The 26200-nt window shown below is 46.1% G+C and carries 15 protein-coding genes; 13 read left to right on the top strand and 2 right to left on the bottom strand.

Annotated features, from left to right (window positions below; genetic code table 11):
• Nucleotides 1-26: 26 nt before the first annotated feature.
• From MHB80_RS19990 to MHB80_RS19960, 7 genes are all read left to right on the top strand, one after another.
• On the top strand, nt 27-353 hold the full coding sequence (locus tag MHB80_RS19990; protein WP_341278614.1) for an urease subunit gamma: 327 nt from the start codon (nt 27-29) through the stop codon (nt 351-353).
• Entirely contained in the window at nt 350-2416 is a 2067-nt protein-coding gene (gene ureC, locus MHB80_RS19985; protein ID WP_341278613.1) for an urease subunit alpha, read from the top strand. Before MHB80_RS19990 ends, ureC begins: the two co-directional genes overlap by 4 nt.
• A gap of 27 nt (nt 2417-2443) precedes the next feature.
• Entirely contained in the window at nt 2444-3166 is a 723-nt protein-coding gene (locus MHB80_RS19980; protein WP_341278612.1) for an urease accessory UreF family protein, read from the top strand.
• Between the two features lie 56 nt (nt 3167-3222).
• On the top strand, nt 3223-3939 hold the full coding sequence (ureG, locus tag MHB80_RS19975) for an urease accessory protein UreG (protein WP_341278611.1): 717 nt from the start codon (nt 3223-3225) through the stop codon (nt 3937-3939).
• On the top strand, nt 3932-4771 hold the full coding sequence (locus MHB80_RS19970; protein WP_341278610.1) for an urease accessory protein UreD: 840 nt from the start codon (nt 3932-3934) through the stop codon (nt 4769-4771). The genes ureG and MHB80_RS19970 overlap by 8 nt, the downstream gene beginning before the upstream one ends.
• Nucleotides 4772-4806: 35 nt before the next feature.
• Complete coding sequence (locus MHB80_RS19965) at nt 4807-5475, top strand: sulfite exporter TauE/SafE family protein (protein WP_341278609.1); 669 nt, start codon at nt 4807-4809, stop codon at nt 5473-5475.
• Nucleotides 5476-5656: 181 nt separating this feature from the next.
• Nucleotides 5657-7011, top strand: a protein-coding gene (locus tag MHB80_RS19960; RefSeq protein WP_341278608.1) for an IS1182 family transposase whose coding sequence is annotated in 2 segments (ribosomal slippage) — nt 5657-6224 and nt 6224-7011 — 1356 coding nt in all. Because the reading frame shifts where the segments join, the coding sequence is not laid out codon by codon here.
• A 136-nt stretch (nt 7012-7147) separates the two neighbouring features.
• Here MHB80_RS19960 and MHB80_RS19955 read toward each other — a convergent pair.
• Together MHB80_RS19955 and MHB80_RS19950 are read right to left on the bottom strand one after the other, a co-directional pair.
• Nucleotides 7148-14884, bottom strand: a complete 7737-nt coding sequence (locus MHB80_RS19955; RefSeq protein ID WP_341278607.1) for an Ig-like domain-containing protein — start codon at nt 14882-14884, stop codon at nt 7148-7150.
• A gap of 9 nt (nt 14885-14893) precedes the next feature.
• The gene (locus MHB80_RS19950; RefSeq protein WP_341278606.1) at nt 14894-16729 is read right to left on the bottom strand and encodes a 6-hydroxymethylpterin diphosphokinase MptE-like protein; all 1836 of its coding nucleotides are present in this window, start codon (nt 16727-16729) and stop codon (nt 14894-14896) included.
• 367 nt (nt 16730-17096) lie between these two features.
• On the opposite strand from MHB80_RS19950, the gene MHB80_RS19945 reads away from it, so the two are divergent.
• From MHB80_RS19945 to MHB80_RS19920, 6 genes are all read left to right on the top strand, one after another.
• Nucleotides 17097-19364, top strand: coding sequence for a helix-turn-helix domain-containing protein (locus MHB80_RS19945; RefSeq protein WP_341278605.1), 2268 nt, complete (start codon nt 17097-17099; stop codon nt 19362-19364).
• Nucleotides 19365-19647: 283 nt separating this feature from the next.
• A complete protein-coding gene (locus MHB80_RS19940) occupies nt 19648-21246 on the top strand; it encodes an extracellular solute-binding protein (RefSeq protein WP_341278604.1) in 1599 nt (532 codons plus the stop codon).
• Nucleotides 21247-21365: 119 nt separating this feature from the next.
• On the top strand, nt 21366-22268 hold the full coding sequence (locus MHB80_RS19935; protein ID WP_341278603.1) for an ABC transporter permease subunit: 903 nt from the start codon (nt 21366-21368) through the stop codon (nt 22266-22268).
• 26 nt (nt 22269-22294) lie between these two features.
• Entirely contained in the window at nt 22295-23170 is an 876-nt protein-coding gene (locus MHB80_RS19930) for a carbohydrate ABC transporter permease (protein ID WP_341278602.1), read from the top strand.
• Nucleotides 23171-23181: 11 nt separating this feature from the next.
• Nucleotides 23182-24345, top strand: a complete 1164-nt coding sequence (locus tag MHB80_RS19925) for an MFS transporter (protein ID WP_341278601.1) — start codon at nt 23182-23184, stop codon at nt 24343-24345.
• 54 nt (nt 24346-24399) lie between these two features.
• Nucleotides 24400-26091, top strand: coding sequence for a hypothetical protein (locus MHB80_RS19920; protein ID WP_341278600.1), 1692 nt, complete (start codon nt 24400-24402; stop codon nt 26089-26091).
• Nucleotides 26092-26200: the final 109 nt, after the last annotated feature.

The following is a 26200-nucleotide window of genomic DNA, read 5'->3' as shown; positions in this document are numbered from 1 at the left end:
GATGACGCTATAAAGGGAGTGTAGCTATGTATTTGCTGGAGAGAGAGAAGGAAAAGCTGTTTATCGTTTTGGCGGCTGATTTGGCACGGAGAAGGCAGGCTCGCGGCCTGCGTCTTAATTATCCCGAAGCCGTTGCCATTATTACTTATGAAATTATGGAAGGCGCAAGGGATGGGAAGACGGTAGCTGAGCTCATGAGTTACGGCCGCACCATTCTTGCTGAAGATGAAGTCATGGAGGGCATCTCGTCGATGATTCATGAGGTACAGGTTGAGGCTACCTTTCCGGATGGAACGAAGCTGGTAACGATTCATGATCCAATCGTTCCGCGAAGGAAGGAGAGTCAAGCATGATTCCCGGTGAGGTGGTTCCAAAGCAGGATATGGTATGGCAAAATACAGGTCGCATCGTAAGAGACATATTAGTTATGAACCGCGGGGATCGTCCGATTCAGGTCGGGTCGCATTTTCCTTTTGCACAGGTGAATCCGAAGCTGGATTTTGACCGTGCGGCAGCAGAAGGCTTTCGCCTCAATATTCCATCAGGCACGGCTGTGCGCTTCGAGCCGGGCGAGGAGAAGCTGATACAGCTCGTAGCTTATGGCGGGGGGGCTGCGCCGCTCAGCACGGAAGGAGAGGATAAACAGGTAGGCTTGCCAATCTCTAGAGAAGCCTATGTCAGCATGTTTGGGCCGACGATAGGCGACCGGGTTAGGCTTGCAGATACAGAACTGTTTATAGAGATTGAACGCGATTATGCCCATTATGGCGATGAATGCAAGTTCGGCGGAGGCAAGGTGCTGCGCGACGGGATGGGACAGTCCGCATTTCGTACACGGGATGAGAATGTGCTCGATACGGTCATTACCAATGCCGTTATTATTGATTACACCGGGATTGTAAAGGGTGATATTGGCATCAAAAATGGGAAAATCGTTGCCATTGGCAAGGCGGGCAATCCGGACACGATGGACGGCGTTCATCCTGAACTCATCGTTGGCGCTTCGACAGAGGTTATTGCGGGGGAAGGGAAGCTCATCACTGCAGGCGGCATTGATACGCATATTCATTTTATTTGCCCTCAGCAAATAGAGACGGCGCTGTCTTCAGGCGTGACGACGATGATTGGCGGAGGAACGGGGCCGGCCGAGGGGACGAAAGCAACGACCTGTACGCCGGGCAGCTGGCATATCCACCGCATGCTGGAGGCGGCTGAGGAATACCCGATGAATATTGGTTTTCTCGGCAAAGGCAACTCATCCGGTCTGGATACGCTGCGCGAGCAAGTAGCTGCGGGGGCGATTGGTCTTAAAATTCATGAGGATTGGGGCTCAACGCCAGCTGTTATCGACGCGGCACTCACAGTCGCGGATGAAATGGACATCCAGGTAGCGATTCATACCGATACGCTGAATGAAGCGGGTTTTGTGGAAGAGACGATTAAAGCCATTAACGGACGGACGATTCATACGTACCATACCGAAGGGGCGGGTGGCGGCCATGCGCCGGATATTATTACGCTCGCAGGCCATCCGAACGTCATTCCATCTTCGACGAACCCTACAAAGCCTTTTACGATTAATACGATAGAAGAGCATTTGGATATGCTGATGGTTTGCCATCACCTCGATCGCAACATTCCCGAGGATGTCGCTTTTGCTGACTCTCGCATACGCCCTGAAACGATTGCCGCTGAAGATATTTTGCATGATTTAGGAGCGCTTAGCATTATTAGCTCCGATTCGCAGGCGATGGGCCGAGTGGGAGAGGTCATTTCCCGTACGTGGCAGACAGCCGATAAAATGAAGCGCCAGCGCGGTCCATTGGCTGGAGATGGCGGGGCTGGCACGGATGTCGAGGCTGTTGCGGATGGCAAAGCCGGAGAGGTGAGTGCTAACGACAACAGCAGGGTAAAGCGTTTTGTAGCTAAATATACGATAAATCCTGCCGTTGCCCATGGCATTTCGAAATATGTAGGCTCGGTCGAGGCGGGGAAATGGGCGGATCTCGTCTTGTGGAAGCCGGAATTTTTCGGGACGAAGCCGGAAATGGTGCTGAAGGGCGGCATGCCTGCTTTCGCGATCATGGGCGATCCTAATGCTTCGATTCCAACACCGGAACCAAAAATCGGTCGGCTCATGTTCGGAGCGCATGGGAAGGCCAAATACAGCAGCTGTATTACCTTCGTATCGAAGGCTGCTGCCGATGCTGGCATTAAGCAGCAGCTGGGCCTTGCAAAGCAGGTACTGCCGGTATCGGGCTGCCGAAACATCGGCAAGCGTGACATGCTGTTGAATGATTTAACGCCGGAAATTACCGTTAACCCAGATACGTATGAGGTACTCGTAGATGGCGAGCAGGCGATATGTGAGCCGCTAAGCGAGCTGCCGATGGCACAGCGGTATTACTTGTTTTAGCAGCTCGCTTGGAGGGAGAAGCCGAGAATGATATCTTTTTTGCAGGTGGCGCAGCTGGTGGACTCGGCCTTTCCAACAGGGGCCTTTTCCCATTCGTTCGGCTTGGAAACGTATGTGCAGGAGGAGCGGATTCGCACCATTCCCGATTTTTTGGCGTGGATGGATAGCTACATTTGCGCTACGGTTGCCCCCATTGAAGGAACTGGCGTGTATTGGAGCGCGATATGGGTGCCTGCTTACTTGCAGCAGCCTGAGCAGCAGGAGCAGGAAACGATTAAAGCGAAGCTGCTGGATTTATCGCGCAGGATGACGGGGGCGCGCCTGGCGCGGGAGTCAAGAGAAGGGGCAAGCAAAATCGGCAAACGGTATTTGCATACCGTGCAGGCGGTATATCCCGAATCGCTGCTGGGCGATTATGCGGCTTGGATTAAGCAGGAGCGCGGGGACGCAAACGCGGCGATCGTTCATGGCTGGATTTGCGCCTATTTGCAGCTGACGCCTCATATGGCGGTGCTCAGCTTTTTATATCAGACGGTTAACAGCATGCTGCAAAATTTAATTCGAATGTGGAGCTTGGGCCAGACAGATGGTCAAAAAATGATGACGGCCTTGTTCCCGCTTCTGGAGCGTGAGGCGGCAGCGATAGAGGCAAAGCCGCTTTTGCCAAAACAGATGTATACCGCGAACGTCATGCAGGAAATTGCGGCGATGCGCCATGAGAGCTTGTATTCCCGTTTATTTATGTCCTGATTGTGGAGAAGGCTAGCCATGTTGGCAATAAAAAAAGATGAAGGAGAGATGATTGTATGTGTGGAGGAGCAAATCATAGCCATGCCCATGACAGCTGGAGCAGCACGCCGTTTCAAGGAGGAAGAGCGCTTCGAATTGGAGTTGGCGGTCCTGTAGGCTCGGGGAAAACAGCGCTGCTGGAGAAAATCAGTGGAATCATGTATCCGGACTACAGCATTGGTATTATTACGAACGATATTTATACGAAAGAGGACGCGGTCATTTTGACCAAAACAGGTGTTTTGCCGCAGGAGCGCATCATTGGCGTGGAAACAGGAGGCTGCCCGCATACTGCTGTGCGCGAGGATGTATCGATGAATATGGAAGCGGTCGAGGATCTGGAGGCGCGTTTTAGCGACCTGGATCTGCTGTTCATTGAAAGCGGCGGCGATAATTTGGCGGCAGCATTCAGCCCTGAGCTGGTCGATATGTTTATCTACATCATTGATGTTGCCCAAGGCGAGAAAATTCCGCGCAAAGGCGGGCCGGGCATTACCCGCTCCGATCTGCTCGTCATTAATAAAATTGACCTCGCCCCCTATGTTGGCGCCAGCCTAGAGGTGATGAGCGAGGATTCCAAGCGGATGCGCGGTGATCGTCCATTTGTAATGACCAATCTCAAAAGTGAAGAAAGTGCCGCTAAAGTCGTGGAATGGATTATCGCAGCTTGCCCAGCCCTTAAGCAAAGTCATACTCATCACCACCATCACGAGCATCATCACGACCATGCATAGCCGATGGCAGGGTGAGATTGATTATATTAATGAAAAAAATGTTTTGAGCTATTCGGCTCATCAAGCACCGCTGAAAATTACCCGCCCGTTCAAGGGGCCGTCCGGCGAGATGATTATTTATTTAATGGAATCGTCTCCCGGCCTGTTTGGCGGAGATGTTCAGGAGTTGGATTGCACAGTTGGGGAAAATGCTCATCTTCTGCTTACGACACAGTCGTCATGCAAGCTGCATCCGGGAATGGGCGGGACAACGAGTGGACAGAGCAATCTTTTTCGAGTCGGGAAAGATGCAGTGCTGGAGTATTTTCCCGGTCCGCTCGTTCCTTATAAGGATGTTCGCTATAGAGGAATTACGTCGGTACATATGGAGCAGGGGGCGCAGCTGTTTATGAGCGATATGCTGACGCCCGGCCGCGCAGGTTTTGGGGAGATGTTTGAATACGAAATGCTGCATAGCGAGCTGTCGATCTATTGGGGGGATCGGCTGGTGGTGTGGGACTCGCTGCGTCTGGAGCCTTTGAGATTTTCGCCTGAATCGGTACTCGGGGGATATTCTCATTTCGGAAGCTTCTGGTGCTTATCCGAGGCTGTCGGGGCAGAGCATGTGGATGCGGTGCGGCGGGTGCTTGATCGTTATCTAAACGTGAAGACGTCAAGTGGAGGAGGAGCAGGGCAGAGGGTTTACGGCGGAGTGTCGCTCTTGGAGGCGAACGGGCTAGTCGTGCGCTGCCTTGGATATAGCGGGGCAGAGCTTGAGGCGCTGTTCCATGTCATTTGGAGCGAGCTGCGTCCACTGCTGCTGGGTAAGGATGCTTTTAAGCTGCGGAAGTAATTGTTTTAGGCATTAAAAACAGGGGGTTATGGGAGATGGACGCGGGTATACTCTCTGTGCTGGCCATCGGGTTTCTGCTCGGCATCAAGCATGCGCTTGAGCCGGATCATGTTATTGCGGTATCCACGATTGCGATTAAAAGCAAGCATATCGGCAAATCCGCTTTTTCTGGCGTATTTTGGGGGATCGGACATTCGCTGACGCTGTTTATTGTCGGGTTTATCCTCATGGCCATGAGAAGTGAAATGACGGAAAAATGGGCGATGTCCTTAGAGTTTCTCGTTGGAGTGATGATCGTAGTACTGGGAGTGAATACGATTATTTCGCTTAGAAGCATGCGAGCGAATGCGAATGTGGATGCGAGTGCTAAGGAAAGCCAGCATTTTCATGGCTCCTATCGTAAATCTTTGCTGATTGGCATCATTCATGGCCTCGCTGGCAGTGGAGCGATGGTCATCCTCACGATGAGCACTGTGAACAGTATTAGCGAAGGGCTGATCTATATCGCTGTATTTGGTGTTGGTACGGTAATCGGCATGCTGTGCTTTACCACCTTCATCAGCATTCCGTTTATTCTCTCTTCCAGCCGCTTTAAGCTCAATCGCGTCCTAATTGGGGCAACCGGCATCGTTAGCGCTGTATTTGGCTTGTATTATATGTATAATCTAGGTGTGAATGAAGGATTGTTCGGATTATGGGTTTAGCTTATTAGAAGCCTTGGTGTATTTGCGATTTGAGAAAAAGAAAGCTCAAGACCTCGTGGTCTTGAGCTTTCAGGCTGTCGAGAAAGTCTCGACAGCCATCTTTATAAGCATTTGGTTTAACACGACACCGCGTTACTATGGTATAATAAAGATAACTTATACGAACGGAAGGTGTCGCCCTATGCTGCGTTCTAATCGAGATAAACAACAAAGTTACGAGTTCGTTTCCATAGAAGACTTAGTGCCTGTTGATCATATGCTTCGCAAGATCGACAAGTATATTGATTTTTCCTTTATTGATGAAAAGGTTCGACATCTGTATTCACAAGATAACGGGCGTCCAGCCATTGATCCGCTTGTTCTTTTCAAGATGATCTTTCTGGGCTATTTCTACGGGATTCGTTCCGAACGTCAGCTTGAACGCGAAGTGCAAACGAATCTCGCGTATCGTTGGTTTTTAGGACTGGGATTAACGGATCGTGTGCCTGACCATACAACGATTAGTTGGAACCGGCGTACCCGGTTTAAAGATACTTCTGTTTTTCAAGACATCTTTGATGAGATTGTGCTGCAAGCCGTCTCGCATCGCATGGTTGGCGGCCGTGTGCTGGTTTCGGATTCGACCCATGTCAAAGCGAACGCGAACAAAAACAAATACACGAAAGAACAAGTCAAGCAAAACACAAGAGATTATCTCGATGAGCTAAATGCAGCCGTTGAAACGGATCGTCAAACCCAAGGAAAAAAGCACTAAAACCACGGGAGGAGGTGAACGAGGACAAGGAAGTGAAGGTGAGCACAACGGATCCGGACAGCGGATATATGTTTCGGGAAGGCAAGCCAGAAGGCTTCTTTTATTTGGATCATCGCACCGTTGATGTGAAGTACAACCTCATTACCGATGTTTTCGTAACCGCAGGCAACGTCCATGATTCCGTCCCGTATCTCTCTCGATTAGACCGTCAGCGTAAACGTTTTGGTTTTGAGGTAGAAGCCGTTGCTTTAGATTCAGGCTACATGACCACGCCCATTTGCAAAGGGCTGGAAGAACGTAAAATCTTTGGTGTCATCGCGCATCGCAGATTTCATCCCACGCAAGGGTTGTACCCGAAGTGGAAATTCACGTATGAGGCCGAGCGAAACGTGTACCGCTGTCCCGAGCAGCAGGAACTGGTGTACCGCACGACGGATCGTCACGGGTACCGACATTATGCTTCGGATCCGAAGAGGTGTGCCGCTTGTCCTGTCCTGGAAAAATGTACGCGATCTCGCAACAAGCGAAAGATCGTCACGCGGCACATCTGGGAGAATAGTAAGGAGCAAGTGCGATTAAACCGCCTCAGCAAGTCAGGCAAAAGGCTATACCGAAAACGAAAAGAGACGATTGAGCGAAGCTTCGCGGATGCTAAACAGCTCCATGGGTTTCGCTATTGCCGGTTGCGGGGACTGCGCAATGCTACGGAGCAAGCGCTGATGACCGCAGCCGTGCAAAACATGAAGAAGATCGCCCTCTATCTTGAAAGGAGGGCGCAATAGAGGAATCCTCCTCCTTTAGCTTCGTTTGGATCCCCAAAACAAAGAGAAACCCAAGCGTCTTGGAACAAGACGTAGGGTTTCTCGACAATCTGAAAGCTCAAGACCTCGCGGTCTTGAGCTTTTTTGGTTTGAATATTTATTGATTCGGCTGTTGGATCAAATAATCCATCAATCGCGTGATGACGGCCGCCATTTCAGCGCGCGTCAACGTTTTATCCGGTTGGAAGCTTCCGTCCGGGTAGCCTTTGAAGATGCCAAGCTCGATAGCTTTCTGAATACCATCAGAGGCCCAAGCTGGAATGGTGGATTGATCTTTGAACGATGAAGCTGTATTATTTTGTGCTTCTGGCAAAATCCGTCCCAGCATGGCAGCAAGCTGTGCGCGTGTTATGGATTCACTGCCTTGGAAGCCTTGCGCGCTGCCGAGCATAATATTATTTTGCAGCAGGGCGGCGACGGCCGGTTTTGCCCATTCTGGAATGCTGCCAGAGTCGGGAAGGCTGTTTAGCATTGATGCATTTGTGTTATCCAGCGGCAAGCCGAGTACCTTCGCCACCATAACAGCCATTTCATAGCGGTTGGTCACTTGATTAGGCTTGAAGGTTTGATCCTCGTAGCCTTGAATGATATTTAAGCTCATTAGCTTCATTATGTCTTCATTGGCCCAATTGCTTACTGTATCTACGGGCTGATAGACCGCTGGATTGTCCATAACGGCAACCCAGCTTTCTGGAGGCATATTGGCAGTGAGCGTATTGCCATCATGCTGCGTAGGAAGTGCAATCCATTTCTTGTATTTATCATCGTAGTAGTATACAAGAGCGGATGAACTAGTCTGACCGGCAGGCAAAGTAATGCTTTTTTCTTGTCCAGTTTTAAATGGTGCAGCTACTACATTAGCCTGCGCAGAATTTGGAATTACTGGTGCAGCTTCGCTTGAGACGACTACAGGATTGGATGGTGTCGTTGTTGGGCTTGGCTGACTCGGTTGACTGCCGCCAGTATTTCCACCGTTATTTCCTCCGTTATTGGTTTGGGCAGCCGTCGTGAAGTTCCAGTACGAATGATGCAAGCCAGAGAAAGGCTTGCCTTTTATATCGACAAAGGCTCCGCTAGAAATCTGAACGTAGTAGGATGTTGACGGCTCCAAGTTCAGATTTGGGTCAAGGGTCATCGCATTGCCGCTGAAGGAAATAGCGGCCCCTTGAATTTGCCCGCTGGAAATGGTGAACTGCTGCGCAACCGAATCATCTGCTGCCCGAACGATAGAGACGTTACCATTAGCGAGATTAACATACTCACTGAAATAGAAAGTGAGATTGGTATCTACAGGCAAGCCGGAAAGATTGCTTGGGCTGAAGCCTGTGAGATAGGGTGCATCGTTATAAGTTGTAAAGCTCCAAGTAGTAGAGTCTAGCAAGCCCATGAACGGATTACTGCTGAGATCGACGAACGTTCCGGAAGTAATGTGAACATAATAGCTCGTATCCTGCTCCAATCCAAATTCGGGATAGAAATTGAAATAACCACCGGAATAATGATCGAAAGTAGCATTAATGGCCTGATTATTAGCAATGGAAATGACCTGCACAGGTGCAGACTCTCCCTGCTTAAAGATTTGAATTTCGCCTTGTCCCAGCTCCACGCTCTCATTGAAGGTCACAGAATACGGTCCGTAATAGGATGCCTCATTACTTACTGGCGAAGTATAGACTACAACTGGCGGTGTGAAATCGCCGGTTGTAAAGCTCCAATGGGAGGCAGGGAAGCCAGAGAATAGTTGGCCTTTCAGGTCGCTAAAGGCACCGCTAGTAATCGTGACATAGTAGGAGGTAGAACTATCCAAATTGGTATCAGGATCAAGGGTCATCAGATTGCCACTGAAGGTAACTGCAGCGCCATTAATGTGCCCGCTGGAAATGACGAACTCCTGTGCAACAGAATCATCTCTCTCCCGAATCAGGGAAATAGAGCCGTTGGCAAGTTTTATAGGCTCGCTAAAATAGAATGATAAGTTCGTGTCGATAGGGATGCCAGATTCTTGGCGTGGTGAATAGTACCATAAAGATGGCTTCTCATCAATTGTCGTAAAGCTCCAAGAAGTGGAATCTAACAACCCAGCGAATAGATTGTTGCTGAGATCGACAAAGGTCCCAGAAGTAATATGAATATAGTAGTTTGTATCTTGTTCAAGGTGGAAAAATGGATTAAAAGAGAAAAATCGACCAGAAACCTGCTCGTAATAAGCATTGTTAACCTTATTGTTGGCAATAGATATGGTGTGTGCAGGCGTCGCTTCTCCTTGTTTGAAAATCTGAATTTCACCGTGACCAAGCTTGACCTCCTCATTGAAGGCAAGGGATAAAGGCTCATAATTAGAAACATTGCCACTCACCGGAGACGTGGATACAAGAGCCGGAGGTGTGAAATCACCGATAGTAAAGCTCCAGTCCAAATGATAAAAACCAGAGAAAGGCTTGCCTTTTATATCGACAAAGGCCCCGCTAGAAATTTGAACATAGTAAGTCGTATCCTGCTCCAAGTCCAGATTCGGATCAAGGGTCATCACATTGCCGCTGAAGGAAATAGCCGCTCCTTGAATTTGTCCGCTGGAAATGGTGAACTGCTGTGCAACCGAATCATCTGCTGCCCGAACGATAGAGACGTTACCATTAGCGAGATTAACATACTCACTGAAATAGAAAGTGAGATTGGTATCTACAGGCAAGCCGGAAAGATTGCTTGGGCTGTAGTCTGTGAGATAAGGTGCTTCGTTATAAGTTGTAAAGCTCCAAGTAGTGGAGTCTAGCAGACCTGTGAACGGAGTGCTGCTGAGATCGACAAACGTACCGGAAGTAATGTTGACATAATAGCGTGTATCCTGCTCCAATAGAAATTCTGGGTAGAAGTAGAAAACTCTCCCGGAATATTGCTCAAAGGAAGCATGAGTAGCTTGATTATTAGCAATGGAAATGGTCTGTACAGGTACAGTTTCTCCTTGCTTGAAAAATTGAATTTCACCCTGTCCTAGCTTGACATCTTCATCAAAGGCAAAGGAATATGGCCCGTAATAAGCGGCGTCTTCATTCATAGGAGAAGTGAAGACAAGAGCTGGCGGCGTCAAATTAGCAGTTGTGAAATTCCAGTTTGAAGTATGCAAGCCAGAGAAAGGCTTGCCTTTTATATCGACAAAGGCCCCGCTGGAAATCTGAATGTAGTAGGATGTTGACGGCTCCAAGTTCAGATTTGGGTCAAGGGTCATCGTACTGCCGCTAAAGGAAATAGCCGCCCCTTGAATTTGCCCGCTGGAAATGGTGAACTGCTGCGCAACGGAATCATCTGCTGCCCGAATGATTGCGACGTTGCCTTTAGCGAGATTAACATACTCACTGAAATAGAAAGTAAGGTTCGTGTCAATAGGCAGTCCCGAAATGGCAGTTGGATAATAATTCAACAAATATGGCGATACATTAATGGTTGTAAAATTCCAGGTCGTTGAATCAAGCAACCCAGTGAATTTGTTATTACTTTTATCGACAAAAGCACCAGAGGTAACATGGATGTAATAGCTCGAATCTTGATCGAGTGTAAAATAGGGCAAGAAATAGGCCGTATTTTCTTCTGCTGCATTTGCGCGATAAAAGTAGGCGTTTGATACCTGATTACCTGAAATCGTAATAATGTGATCAGGAGTAACGGCTCCTTGTTTGAAAATTTGAATTTCTCCATAACCTAACTTAATATTTTCGTTAAAATTAAAAGAGATGGCTTCGTCAAGATAAGTGTTATCGCTCACAGGAGAAACAGAAACGATAGTTGGTGCTGTGAAATCACCTGTTTTAAAGCTCATATTAGTGTCGTAAAACATTCTAGAAGGATTACCGTTCAGATCAACGAAAGCCCCGCTTGTAATAGAAATAAAATACTCAGTAGAATCGTTAAGATCCGCATCAGGATCCAAAACCAATATATTTCCGCTCAAGGAAAAGGCAGCATTACTAATGAGACCGCTTGAAATGATAAATTCACGAGCGACATTATTGTTCTGCTTGTTGATAAGAGAAATAATACCATGAGCTAATCGGATGTCTTCACTAAAACTCAAAGTAATATTAGTATCTACCGGTAAATTAGATTCATAGCTCACAGAGATTTCTGCTAAATAGGGCTCATAATCAACTGTTGTAAAGCTCCAAGTTGTAGAATCGAGCAGGCCAGCAAACTGATTATTATATAAGTCTACAAATGTGCCGGATGTCACATGAACATAATAATCCGTGGATTGATCCAGTACAAAATGAGGATGGAAATAAGCAGTATTGCCGGAGCTGCGATAAAACACAGCATTGCTGACCGTATCTCCAGAAATCGAAATCGTATGAACAGGCGTGACTTCACCTTGTTTGAAAAATTGAATTTCTCCATAGCCTAATTCGATATCCTCATTAAAAATAAAGGAGTAAGGACCTTTCAATGCGGCAGCACCACTAATAGGCGAAGCGTCCAACATGACTGGTGGTGAGAAATCTCCAACAGAGAAAGACCACGATGAATGATATAGCCCTGAGAACGGATTGTTTTTAAGGTCGACAAAGGAACCGCTTGAAATCTGAACATAGTAGCTGGTCAACTCTTCCAAATCGAAATCAGGATCTAAAATCATCGTATTACCGCTATAGAAAATAGTAGCGCCGTTGATAGGACCGCTGGAAATCGTAAACTCTCTTGCAATTGTGCCATCCTGCTCGCGTCTCAAGGTTATTTCTCCATTAGCAAGCTGCGTTGGCTCACTGAAGTAGAAGAAAAGATTCGTGTCAGCAGGCAGTCCTGAAAGATCGCTTGGGTAATATCTCAACAAATAAGGCGATACATCAATGGTTGTAAAATTCCAGGTCGTTGAATCAAGCAACCCAGTGAATTTGTTATTACTTTTATCGACAAAAGCACCAGAGGTAACATGGATATAATAGCTCGAATCTTGATCGAGTGTAAAATAGGGCAAGAAATAGGCTGTATTTTCTTTTGCTGCATTTGCGCGATAAAAGTAGGCGTTTGATACATGATTACCTGAAATCGTAATAATGTGATCAGGAGTAACGGCTCCTTGTTTGAAAATTTGAATTTCTCCATAACCTAACTTAATATTTTCGTTGAAATTAAAAGAGATGGGTTCGTCAAGATAAGTGTTATCGCTCATAGGAGAACCGGAAACGATAACTGGCGATTCAAAATCTCCAATAGAAAAATACCAACTGCTAAAATCTGTTCCCGAAAAAAGATTTCCCGTAGTATCTATAAAAGAACCACTGGATATTTTAACAAAGTAGCTTGTGGCGTTTTCCAAATCAAAATCAGGATTAAGCGTCATTGTACGACCGCTGAAGGAAACGGCAGCACCGTTAATGTGACCGCTCGAAATGACAAATTCTTGTGCTACAGAGCCGTCCTGTTGTCGGATTAAGGAAATGGCACCGTTGTTTAGTTGTACAGTCTCATTAAAATAAAAAGTGAGATTGGTGTCAATTGGTAGTCCGGAAAGATTGTTAGGCTCGTTGTTTGTTAGAAATGGACGAACATCCGCTGTTTTAAAACTCCAGATATCGGAATCTAATATTCCATCAAAAGGATTATTATCTAAATCTAAAAAGACATTCGGATCAGCTGTAATATAATACTGTGTATCTTGTTCCAAAAGAAACTCTAAATAAAAGTCGGCCCGTTTCCCGTTGTAAGAAAAGAATCTGGCATTAGAAACATTGTCTCCGTCAACCGTAATTGTATGGAGAAGGGCGTTGGTGCCTTTTTCGAATAATTGTATATTTCCATGTCCCAGTTTAATTTTTTCATTAAAATCTAAGCTAATCTTGTCATAGATGGATACTTCGTTTCCATTTGGATAAGTATTAACAATAGATGGAGGCGCAAAATCACCAGTCGAGAAACCCCAACGTGAGTGTGTTAGACCAGAGAACAAGTTCCCTTTAAGATCTACAAAAGTACCGCTGGAAATATTAAGATAATAATCAGTCGAACTGTCTAGATTAAGGTACGGATCGATTGTCAAGGATGTACCGCTGAAAGTCGCAGTTGCACCTTGAATAACACCGCTGGAGACAAGAAATTGCCTAGCAACGGATTGATTATCGGCACGCATTATAGAGATGGCACCATTAGATAGTTGTACCAATTCGTTAAATGTAAATGTTAAATTGACATTAGGCTGGAGCTCACTTAGACCTCGTAGCGAGAAATACTCTATAAAGGGGTTTTCCATTATTGTTGTGAAGTTCCAAGAAGTTGTATCATTGATCCCTCTATAGTTATTGCCATGTAAGTCCACAAAAGCGCCTGAAGTGATATTTATATAATAAGAAGTGCCATCTTCGAAACTAAAGTTAGGGTAGAAGGTATAGTAGCTTTTACTATACGAATAGTAGTCTCCATTGTACATATTGTTTCCGGATATGGTGATTGTACCGACAGGAAGATTGTCCCCTTGTTTGAAAAACTGAATCTCTCCATATCCAAATTTAACGTCCTCATTAAAAGTGATATCATAATATCCATAAATTGATGATAATCCACTGTTCATCGGATAAGTTGCAATGGCTTCTGGAGGGGTAAAATCTCCTGTAGTAAAGCTCATTTTAGTATTAAACAATCCAAAGGAAGGACGGCCATTTAAATCAGTAAAAGCTCCGCTGGAGAAATTAACATAATAGGTTGTAAAATCTTCAAAGTCCATGTCTGGATTAAGGGTGAAAGAATAACCACTGGAAGAAATAGCTGCAGTTGCCCCATGAATGTTTCCGCTTGAAATAACAAACTGCTGGTACACCGAATTATTTTGTGCATTTTTAATCGTAATAAAGCCATCTGCAAACAGCATAGGTTTATTAAAGTGGAAAGTGAGATCCGTGTCGTTACGGAGATTCATTTCCAAATTCTGCTCCATATATCTAACATAAGGATCCTCATGCGTGGTTGTAAACTGCCAAGAGGTTGGGTCTAGCAGACCGCCGTAGGCATTAGAACTCCAATCTGTAAAGGCGCCTGATGTAATATTCACATAATAGGAGGTATCTTCATCTAAATTAAAATAAGGTAAAAATTCGACTTGATGGTCATCTGTATAAAAATAATAATTGGCATTACTTACTTCGCTGCCAGATATGGATATGACATATTCAGGAATGACTTCGCCTTGTTTAATAATTTGAATTTGTCCGTATCCCAATTGGACACTTTCGTTGAAAGTCAGGTAGTACGGATCATACTGAGAAACGATTCCGCTTCCCGGTGTTGTAGAAATCAGCACAGGCGGAGTAGTGTCCTCCGTCATAAATGTCCACGAATATGGGGAAACACCTGAAAAAGCGGTCCCATTGCTTGAAACAAAGGCTCCGCTGGAAATATAGACATAATAAGATGTATTTTCATTAAGGTCAACATCAGGATCTATAACAACACTATTCCCGCTAAAGGTAATAGCTGCGCCATGAATAACTCCGCTTGCAATGTTGAAAAATTGTTCAGAGAAATCATCATTATAACGTCGAATCGATATAATACCGTCACCAAGTTCAAAGGAATCGTTAAAGGAAAGCGTCAAATTGGAATCTACAGGGATTCCGCTATAAATAGGAGAATACTGAGTGAGCTCCAGGCTGGAAGATGAGCTAAGAGAATAAATTAAGCCTGGGGAGTAAGTTACTTCGGTGACAGTGCTCATCAAAGCAGGTGCTGCCAACGGAGCGCGGGGTGCTGCATGCATAACAAAAGGAGCGAATATATTCGCTATTTGTGTGGAGGCTGCAGTAAGGGTAATAATTTTTTTAGCTCTGCCAAGCCTATTTTGATTCTTATTTTTCATTCTAGATGTCTACCCCTTTTCTGTAGTAACAAAAGTGTCGATTTCTTGGTTTAGCTTTTGAAAAAATGGTTGGATAAGTTTGTAATCCTCAAAGCATTCATATAAATATTCTCCAAACCCAGACAATAGTAAATTTGCTTTACTGTTTATATCGGTTTTAACTTTAATATTTACAATATGACTGTATAAAATTTCATACTTCACTCGGCTAAGCGGATGAAGTATAAATTTGAAAAACAAATTGTCCTGAAGGGATTTGAATATCTGGTCGAAAGCATGAAACTTTTCTATCTCAGGCTTGCTCTTGATAGTAGCCATAGCTCGCTGCAGCGCTGTAAATATAGCCTCTATTTGACCTGCCTGTTCTAGCATTTTTTGTTGACGCTGCTTTAAGAAGGTGTGTGGAACAGCCATTCTCCTTGGCTTCAAATACCATTCGTTGTCTATTGTTTGTTCGACCAACAGGCTATCCATAACAGAAGATAAAGTTTGATAGGGGGCTCCTTCAATTTTAGCTCCTTCTCGAGTCGTGTTGATTATAGTTTGCTGTGGATTAAGACGTATGAAATGCTCCATTTCCCTACGCATTGCATTAAAGCTGTTGTTGCTTTCAAGTATAGTGCCATCTACACCGATGCTTTGCTCTGCTACAACCCCTTTGTTTTCTCCATAAGGAACGCCAGCAGCGTAGTAATTTTTGTTGCGATAAGCGAAATTTTGACCAACTAAAATAATGGCAGAGCAGTTCATAAACATCAATGCTTGTAGTGTCACATTGGCAATACTGCTGGCATCGCTCAACACAGGCGATTGCTTGTTTCCGCTAAGATAAAATCCATATAACATATCCTGATTAATTGGCATATGAATTTTGGTCCAAGGGAATTGCGAGACGGTTCCTTTTCCGACAGAGGTTCCAAAAATCATGGGAAAAGGTATTGTATTCTCATTAATTGCCCGAGAAAACACATTGCGGTTAAAATCTCCCGGGTCATAGGTAAAGGCGGCATCCGGTAAAATGCCATATTCAACCAAGGTGTTAATGGCAGAGCCGACAGATACAATATAAGCGGAACGACTTTGCTTAATGACGCGTAAATGGTCAATTTCATCCTGTAAAGAAGGGCCGGCAGCTACAAGCAATACCGGTTTCTTATGAAAATGAGCATGAAAATCGAAAAAACTAGGTGTATTCAGTGTGGCACCAAAATTTTCAAAGCTGTTGGTTATCCATTTTTTTTCAAAATGATGATTTATACCAAGGCTCAGCTGCTTTTGTTTGATCGTATGCTGTATAAATTGAATGAAATATCCATGAGATTTTTGAAATAATTTCAAATAAGATGGAAGCGTAATCAGCGTAAAGCTCTTTGGAATTTGATAGAGCATAGATTTAATTTCCTCCAAAGAAAAACGACTATCCGCTGTACCGATACTGATATTGCGCAGCAAAGGTAGATTAATTTCGCTCATAGAGACAGAGGATAAAAAAGTATGCATAATCTTGGCTGATGGTTCAAAAATAGAGTAAGGAATGTTGGGATATGCCGAGGTGAATTGTTTAATGTGGTATCCTAGACCTACACCGAAAAAAATAACATATGGATCATTTTTTTTAAATTCGTTCTCTAATTTCATTAAAATTTGTGAAGCTTCCATAACAGGATTGTCAGGGTGATGTAAGCTAATTACCAGCTCATTCACTTCACATATAAGGTTGGGAGGGGGGGTTGCAAGCCTCTTCATTGACAAAGGGTCGACATGAGAGAGTTTTTCTACGGTTTGCAACGTTTGGAATAGATCTGGACGATGTTCTTTGATGATGGTTAAATTTTGTAGGAACATAGAACCTCTGCTTTCTTCTTGAATATGGGTAATTTATCATGCGCTACTTCCTTTATACTACAAAGTTCTACATATTACATTCTTTTCTTTGAAAATAAATGATTTGACTTCAAATTTGCAGAAGCAAGTGGAACCATTTCAAGGGAATGTGCGGGCTTATCGAGGCCTGGAGGCATTCCTTTTTTCTTTGTCCATTTTTGCAGCCAGCCTATACTGCAAATGTAAGGGTTTTCCTGCCATCATTTTTAGAATTAAGCTTTGTTTTCTCGATATATCTGATACAATGTTAGAAAACCTATCATTGAATGGCGTTGGTAATGAATAATTACAAGCCAATTTCAATGCTGTCAGATATGGAGTGAGGATTATGTCAAAGAATTGGTATCGCAGATTGCTTTTCTCCTATTTTCCGATTTTCATCTTGACGATATCTATGGTCATTTTCCTCTCCTTCCTCATTGTAAATGAGATTTCACGGAACGAAACGGAGAAGGCGGGCCGCATTTCGACTTCCTACGTCGTCGATAGTCTCGACAGAGCGGTCAATCAAGTGGAGATGGAAATATTGCGCCAAATGGAAAATGACCCGGTTTACGGACATTTTCTCGCGGGTGATGTGGAGAAGGGCAGTCCCGAATTTATGGAGCTCGCCAAAAAGCTGTGGATCATGGAAAGTAATAATGAACTGCTGGATTCCATGTATATATACCGTCTGTCCGATCAGCGTATCGTTAGTAAATATGGATTTACGACGCAGGAGGCGTTTGCTGATCGCGCTTATTTGGAGAATGCGCTGGATGAACCATCCTTTCAGCGCTGGTCGCAAATCCGTTCCTTCAAGCTGCTGGAATCCGATAAGCCGGAGGAAGTGATCAGCATGCATAAACGGCTGCCGCTTCCCTTCGGTCAGGAAGGCGTTTTAGTCATTAATCTCGGCGCCTATCCTTTAGGCCGAATGATAGATGATATGACACGCAGTAGCGTTTCCTTTCTTCATGTAACGGGCCAGGAAGGCGAAACTATTTTTCCTAAAGGTAATTTAGGGCTGGGTAGTATCGACGAGAAAGGCACTGTGCTAACGACGCTAGTGTCGCCAAAGCTGGGCTGGACGTTCAGCAGCGGCCTCCGCGCGGGTCAACTGTTCGCCTGGGTATCTGTCATTTCTTATGTATGGATTATTATTGGGCTTGCTACCTTGTTGTTAGCCGTCCTCTACATCATTTATATTACCCGCAAAAACTATAGGCCGATTAAAATCATGATGAACCGAATTCAGGCGCTTCCGGTGCGCTCCCTCGATGTCACGACTAGAGATGAGCTGACGTTAATCGATCATGCGCTGGAGCAGCTTATCCAGCAGACCGCAGATTATGAGCAGCAGCATCATGAGAATTTGCTTATACGCAGGCGGCAGTTTTTTATCGATTTAATCGAAGGTCATGCTGAGGCTCAAGGGGAGAGGGCTAAAAAATGCCACTCCTTAGCCGTACTGCAAGCGTCGGAGCATGCTGTGCACGCCGCAGTCGTTATTGCGGAAATGCATGATTTTGAGGTCGCCTACGGCGACTTCTCTCATCAGGATCAGCAAACGTTCCGTTTGACGCTCATGAATCTTTTTCAGGAGCTGGCACGGGAAAGAGAACTGGACAGCTGGGCGGAATGGATAAGCAGCAGCCAGTTGGGCATTATTTTTACAAGTGGTGCCGCAGAGGAAGAGGAAGAAGTTGAAAATTTCAAAAAGAGGCTGCGCTTGGCCGTCAGGAGCTCTCACCAGTGGGCCACAAGCCAATTTGAGCTGACGATGCAATTCGGTATTGGCATTGTGACGAATCTGGACGGCAGCTTAAAGGAATCCTACCAATCTGCTGGATCAGCGCTGCAATATGTATTGTCTCTGGGTGAAAATGAAATGGTGTTTGGCTCAGATGTGCCGCTGCAGCCGCATATGGAGTCTTATAAATATTTCCCTATCATGGCTGGTATCGTCAAAATGTTTCGCTTGACCAATCAGGAATGGCGGGAGCAGGTGCACACGCTGTTTCAAAGGGTCGGCTCCGAGCTGCTTGCGGATCAGGACATCCGAATGCTTATTCATTGGCTGCGCCAAATGCTGGGCAGAGAGCTGATGGATCTCTCCGACAGTCTGAAGGATTACTTTGTGGGCGAGCAGGCACAGCTGTGGCGTTCGGAGCTGGATAAGGCGCAGCGGCTGCCGGAGATGGAAGCCTTGCTGCTGGAAATGATGAACGAGGTTTACCGGGTCTATGTGTCCACTAACGAAAATAAAAGCTATCGGGCGATGATTAGTGAGATGAAAGCTTACATTGAAGAGCATTATACGAATCCGGATTTGTCCCTTACGATATTGAGCGATCGCTTCCAAGTGTCTGCGAAATATGCGAGCCATTTGTTCAAGGAAGAGTTTAATACAAAATTCGTTGATTTTCTGGCGCAGCTGCGCATTGTGCACGCCCAAAATTTACTGAGCCAAACCGACGAGGTTATCCAGCAAATCGCTTTGCAGGTCGGCTACGCCAATTCCGTTACCTTCGGACGGGTGTTTAAAAGAATAGTCGGTGTCACACCGGGAGACTATAGAAAATATGAAATGAAGCCAGAACCTGCAAGTGAATAAGCAGAAGCTAGAAGGTGGCTCCCGAACAAGTTCGGGGGCTTTTTTGATGGCTAATTCAAGCGAATCGGAAAAAGGTATGTTTACAGGAATAGCGTCACATCAGCGGAAATACAGGGCTTGCGACGATTTTCCACCCGATTTTTGAGGCGGAATTCTGTTTATTGTCAGATTTCCTGTCATCGTGTCATACTTGGCTCATCTCCACAAGCGGCATCGTCAACGAGAGGTTAGGAAAGCTCACCTCAATAGGCGAGGCAACCAAACAAAAAGGGGCTGTGAACAAATGAAGCGTAGCAAAAGTAAAATGGCGATTAGAAAATGGATGGCGGGTACGTTCGCATTAACTGTATTGGTTACGGGCTGTTCGAACGGAGGAGGAGCAACACCTGGCGCAAGCTCAAGCTCGAATGCAGGCGGTGCAGCAGCTTCTTCATTAAAAGTAGAAATTTTCGACCGCGGCAATACGCCGCAGGGCTACACGATTACAGACAGCTACTTAACCCGTTACGTGAAAGACAACTTCAGCAAAACGAGCAATATTGATGTTCAATTCGTGCCGATTCCCCGTTCAGAGGAAATTGCCAAGCTGAATGTACTCATGGCAAGCGGCGACGATGTGCCGGATATTGTTTTTACGTATGATCAAGCGGTATTCGAGCGCTACGCTGAGCAAGGTGGTCTTGCAGATTTAACGGATTTGTTAAATGAGCATGGACAAAACCTTAAGAAGTTTCTGGGAGACGATACGCTGGCCTATGGTCAACTGGAAGGAAAGCAATTTGCCATCCCTGGCAAAAGAATGTTAACCGAAAGATACTCCTCCTGGATTCGTAAGGATTGGTTGGACAAGGTGGGCTTGCCGATGCCTTCGTCAACAGACGAGCTTTATGAAGCGCTTAAAGCCTTTAAAGAAAAAGATCCCGGTGAAACGGGGGGCAGCGTTATTCCTCTCGGTATGACGATTGAGCCAGCTCAGCTTGAGCCTCTTCTCTGGTCATTCATTCAGCCGCAAAACGCCTTAACGACGGATGAGCAGTTGGCGAACCGTGATTATTTGCCAGTGCTTCCGGGCTTTAAAGAAGGACTGCGCTTTATGAACAAGCTGTACAATGAAGGGCTGATGAGCAAGGATTTTGGACTTGACCAAGATAAAAAGCAGCTGACGCAGGATATTCAAAGCGGCAAAATTGGGATGTTCAGCGACGATTATCCTAACATTTATTACAAAGATGGGGTATATGACAGCCTAGTGGCTAACAGTCCGAATGCTATTCTCGCACCAATCGATCCGTTTACGAATGCAGAAGGCTTGCATGCAAAACCGGAATATGCACCTAATGCCCTGTACATTATGGTTCCGAAATCAAGCAAGCACGCAGTCGAAGCGATTAAATATTTGGACTGGATGTCCGCGACAAATGTGCTTATTGATATGCAAAATGGTGTATTAGGCGAGAACTACGAGCTGAAGGATGGCATACCGGTTACCTTAGACAATGCATCGAAGGAAGCGACGGACAGAATCTATAACTTTGGCGATATTGTCATAGTAGCTAACGGTAAAATCGGAGGCGATGAAGAGAAAAACAAGAAGGCCTTTACTTTCAGTGTGGAGTCAAAATTCCAAAAGGATTTTGCGCAATCGATGGAATTTGCTGATACCGATACGATTGCACCGGTCATATTTAACCGCCCAATCGCTAGTAAAACCAAATATGGCACTACGCTTGACGGTAAGCTTGACGAAATGATTGTGAAAACGACGATGGCGGCCCCAGATAAATTCGACAGCATTTATGATGCGGCAATGGCAGATTACATGTCTCGTGGCGGTAAGGAAGTAATGGACGAGCGTACAAAGGCTTATACAGAAGCGAAATAAAGCTATTTGCGTTTTGGGTTTTAGGTTATGAGGACAAGTAAAGAGCAGGAGGACAGGGCGAGCCGAAGCAGGCTCCCTCTGCGCCAACTGCATATGAAGGAAAGAAGGGGCGAACAACATTGAACACAAACATTTATTTACGCAGGTATTGGCAGCTTTACGCGCTGATTTCACTCCCGCTCCTTTATTTTCTGGTGTTCAAATATGGACCGATGTGGGGCGTGCAAATCGCATTCAAGGATTTTAACCTGTTTCAAGGCATTTCGGGCAGTGAATGGATTGGCTTCGATGCTTTTGTTGAAGTTTTCAAAATGAAGGATTTTTATTTGACGCTTCGAAATACGTTAATGCTTAATATTTTGGATTTAATCGTATCCTTCCCGGCTCCATTGATTTTAGCGATCATGCTATATGAAGCGAAATGGGTTTGGTTCAAAAAAATATCGCAAACGATTTTGTATATTCCCCATTTTATCTCATGGGTCATTATAGGCGGCATTGTTTATCAAGTGTTTGGCACGCAATCCGGCATGATTAACAATGTATTAAGCTCGCTTGGCTTTGATGCGATTCCGTTTCTGACGGATAAAAAGGATTGGCTCGTTACGTATTTGGCAACTGGCGTGTGGCAAAGCGCAGGCTGGGGAACGATTTTATATTTGGCCGCATTGACGGGCATTAACCGCGAGCTGTTCGAAGCGGCGGAGGTTGATGGAGCGGGGCGCTTCAAACGGATTTGGCATATTACCCTTCCAGGCCTCAAAACGACAATTGTAACACTGCTCATTATCAATCTTGGCAATATGATTACAATAGGCTTTGAACGGCCGTATATAATAGGCAATTTGGCGGTTCGCGAGTATTCGGATGTGCTCAGCACCTTCGTGTACCGCGTCGGTATTCAGTCTGGCGAATATACGCTGGCGACAGTCGTCGGCTTGTTTCAGGCTATTGTAGGACTGATCTTCGTCCTAGGTGCCAATTATGCATCTAAAAAACTAACAGATGAGAGCATATTATAGCTCTTACGGAAAGGTGCGGAGGATTAATGAATGAACGTACGGCTAACCGCGTATTTGACACGGTAAATATGGTTTTGCTTACATTGGCAGTTGTTGTTTGTATTTTACCGTTTATGCATATTATTGCGGTATCGCTCAGCTCCAACCTTGCGATTACGTCGGGCAAGGTAACCCTTTTCCCTGTCGGGTTCAACTGGGATGCGTATGGCAAGGTTTTTTCGGATATGACGATGATTCGCTCATTAGGCTTTACTGTATTTCTGACGGCGCTTTGCGCTGCGCTATGTATGGCGATGACGATTGTGGCCGCCTATCCGTTAACAAAATCGCAGCTTAAAGGACGCAAGGTATTTATGATTTTAATCGTCATCACGATGTTTTTCACAGGCGGCATCATTCCTGAATATATTCTCGTGCGCGACTTGAATTTGCTCAATACAGTGTGGGCGCTTGTGCTGCCGGGTCTGATTAGCCCTTTTTATCTGATTATTCTGATTTCTTTCTTTAATGGTATTCCGAAAAGCTTGGAGGAAGCAGCTGAAATTGATGGCAGCTCGCATTTTGGAACGCTGATGCGCATCATATTGCCGCTTTCCCTGCCTGTTATGGCGACGCTTTGTCTCTTTTACGCCGTTGGGCGCTGGAATGGCTTTCAGGATACGCTTATGTATATTTCCAAGCCGGAGCTGTATCCGATTCAGCTCAAGCTGTATCAAATGATTCAGAACAATATGGTTTCAGAGCTAGCGATCCTTGAAGGCCACGGTGGCGCGCAGCAAATTACACCAGAAAGCTTGAAATCAGCGAGTGTCATTTTTGCTACTGTTCCGATTTTGCTCGTATACCCATGGCTGCAGCGTTATTTTGTCAGCGGCGTCATGCTTGGAGCAGTGAAAGGATAATCAACCTCATCATGAATGACGCGAAAAAAATGCTGCTAAAGCTGCGAGCCTTGTACTTGTTTACAGGGCTCGCTGGCGGTTTATTCAACCCTTATTTAACGACGCTGCTCGTTCATCAAGGCATGTCGGCGGGTCAGGTAGGCATGATGATGTCGCTTGGCACGCTGCTGTCCATCATCGTTCAGCCGTTCTGGGGCTACATGGTGGATCGTTACCGCCAGACAAAGCTGGTACTCATATGCAGCATCGGCATGCCCGCTGTGCTTGCTTACTTTTACAATGTTCAACTATTTGCGCTGCTCGTCATCGTGTATACGACGTCGATTATTTTCAGCGTGACGCAAAGCCCGATTGCCGATTCCTATGCCGTTACCGCTGCCCGCGAAGGACACACCTCCTATGGCACGATTCGCAGCCTCGGGAGTTTAGGAACGGCGCTTGGCGGTTATGCGGGCGGCTTGTATTTATCTTTTTTTCACATTACCCAGCTATGGCTGCCGTTTTTTATATTCAGTGCGGCTGGAGTGGCAATGGTGCTGACGCTTTCGAATAAGTCGGATAGTTATCGAACGACGGTGAGCTTGACCGAAGGGTTCAAAAAAATGCTCAGCAATCGCAATTTCCTCTGGTTTCTCGTGGCCTGTTTTTTTGTCAATCAGACGCTGACCGCATACAATTCCTTTTTTGTGCTTTCCTTTCAGGAGGCAGGGGGAAGCTTCTCCATGGTCGGCTTTGCGCTGCTGCTCGCTTCGATGACCAATGTGCCCTCGATGCTGCTTGCCGCTAAAATTATTGCCAAGCTTGGCAGGGAACGAACGCTCGTCATTGCCGCTTTTGCTTATGCGCTGCGCTGGGCTGTGCAATGGCTGTTTCCGTACCCGCCTGTCATGATCGGCATCCAAGCGCTGCATGGTCTGTCGTTCGGACTCTTTTATGTCGCAGCGGTCGAGTATGTAGCGAACGTGTCGGGCAAGGAAATGCAGGCGACCGGACAAAGTGTATTTAATATGGTTTTTGTCGGGCTGGGAGGCATTATTGGCAACCTGCTTAATGGATTTTTGTACAATGCGGGTGGCGCACAATTGATGTATCTGGCATGCACGGTCAGTGCTATAATGGGCTTGTTGCTGTTACATGGCGTGAATAAAAGAAGTCGTTCTGTGCCTGGGCATTAATTTAGATATGGAAGCAGGGCAGCAAATGGCTGAACTTCTAGGGGGAGAAAGGGCATGGCATTGAATGAGTGGAGCCAGTTGTCGGAGGAGCGCCGTTATTTGGTCGATCAAGCGCTGGCATATATGGATGCAAAGTATGATGAGGAGGCTAAGCTGATTGGCGACAGCGAGGAGTACGGCAAGCATGGCACGAGGGGCAGCGGACATTACGCGCTTGGACTGCTGCTGCGAGGCGAGCCGGGCGACGTAGAGCGGGCTTGCGAAGTGCTCCATAAAATTATCGATTTGCAGCTTGATGCGCCAGATGAAATTTACCATGGCACCTTCAAAAGCGCACTGCAATCGATCGACCCGCCAGCCGGCAACTATCCTTGGAAAAGCTTAGGGCCGGGTCATGCTTATTTTTTGGCGCAAACCTTTGAAAAAATAACGCAGCGCTTGGTAAGCGGCATAGAAGGCGAGCAAGCGAAGAAGGAATGGACTGACCGGCTTGTGACGGCTGTAGATGAAGTGCTGCCACCGGTTTGGAAGAGCTATGATCCGAACTGGCGGGAGTTCATCAGCTGTATTTTTGCGGTCATCCTGGAGCATTTCGAAGGCAAGCTGCCGCAGCCGCTGCTTGGGCGCATGGAGCAGTCGATGATCAAGGCCGTTACCGGCTCTATTGAGCGCCGATTGTCGGATGTCGTTCCGATGAATTCCAATATTGAGCTGATGCATACGTTTATTACCCATTACTACGGAACGCGCTTGCAGCGCAGCGATTGGATGGAGCATGCTGACCGCGAGGCGGAGAAGCTTCACGCCCGTTATGCAGAGTTTGGCTCCCTGTCTGAATTCAATACTACGACCTATTACGGCGTCGATCTGACGGTGCTTGGTTTATGGCGGCAATATGGCAAGACGGCAGCCTTCCAGCAGCTCGGCCATGCAATGGAGAAGGGGCTTTGGTCCAACATCGCCGACTTTTATAATCCTTATATCGAAAATCTTTCCGGCCCGTTTGCCCGTGCCTACGAAATGGAAATGACTGCTCACAGCTCGCTGGGCGTTATGCTGTATTTGGCACTCGGCAAAGGCTATGAGCATTTTACCGCAATCAACTGCGAGACGGAGCATGATATTATGATCGCCCTAGTCGGAGTAGACGTGCCGAAGGAATGGCTTCCACAGCTTGCCGAGCATCAGCGCGACCGGCTTGTGGAGCAGCCGTTCCGGGAGTTGTGTGAGCGGGATCAGCCGGATGTAAATACAAATTTATGTACAGCGAGAGCCTGGATTGAGAAAGAGATCATGATGGGCGCCATGTCAGGCAGCAAAAATACGAACGGTCAGCTCCATCCCGCCACGATTCATTGGAAAACGGCTGATGGGCATAAATACGATCTCCGGCTCATTCGGCGTGAAGTCGGCAAGCATTGGAACACCCATTTGCGAGGTGTCTATTATGAAGCGGCAGTGAACGAACGCCAGCTTGAGATAGAGGTTCAATGCAGCGCCGCTGTCGACATTGAATTTTATTTTGAAATTACGGGGCAAGGGGTAGACGCACGCGGTGTTTCAGCCAATCGCTGGATGCTGCCTGGGCTAACGCTTGGAGTGGAGGTGGATGCTCCGATTCCTGTTGTACAAGCTTTTGACAATCGTCTGGAAATCATCTATTTGGCACAAGCGAAACATGCAACAGCGGCTCCCGCGACTCCAGCTACTCCTACTACGATGAAATTTTTGCTCAGCCGAATGTAACGGAAGTAAAATGGTTGTTTTTCGTAGTCTAATTCTATATTTAGCACAGTACCCCCGTTCAGTTAGAAACGGGGGTACTGTGCATCGTCCGCCAAGCGGCGGGTTATTG

Source organism: Paenibacillus sp. FSL H8-0537 (assembly GCF_038051995.1).
Lineage (GTDB): Bacteria > Bacillota > Bacilli > Paenibacillales > Paenibacillaceae > Pristimantibacillus.
This window is presented reverse-complemented; position numbering and strand designations above follow the sequence as displayed.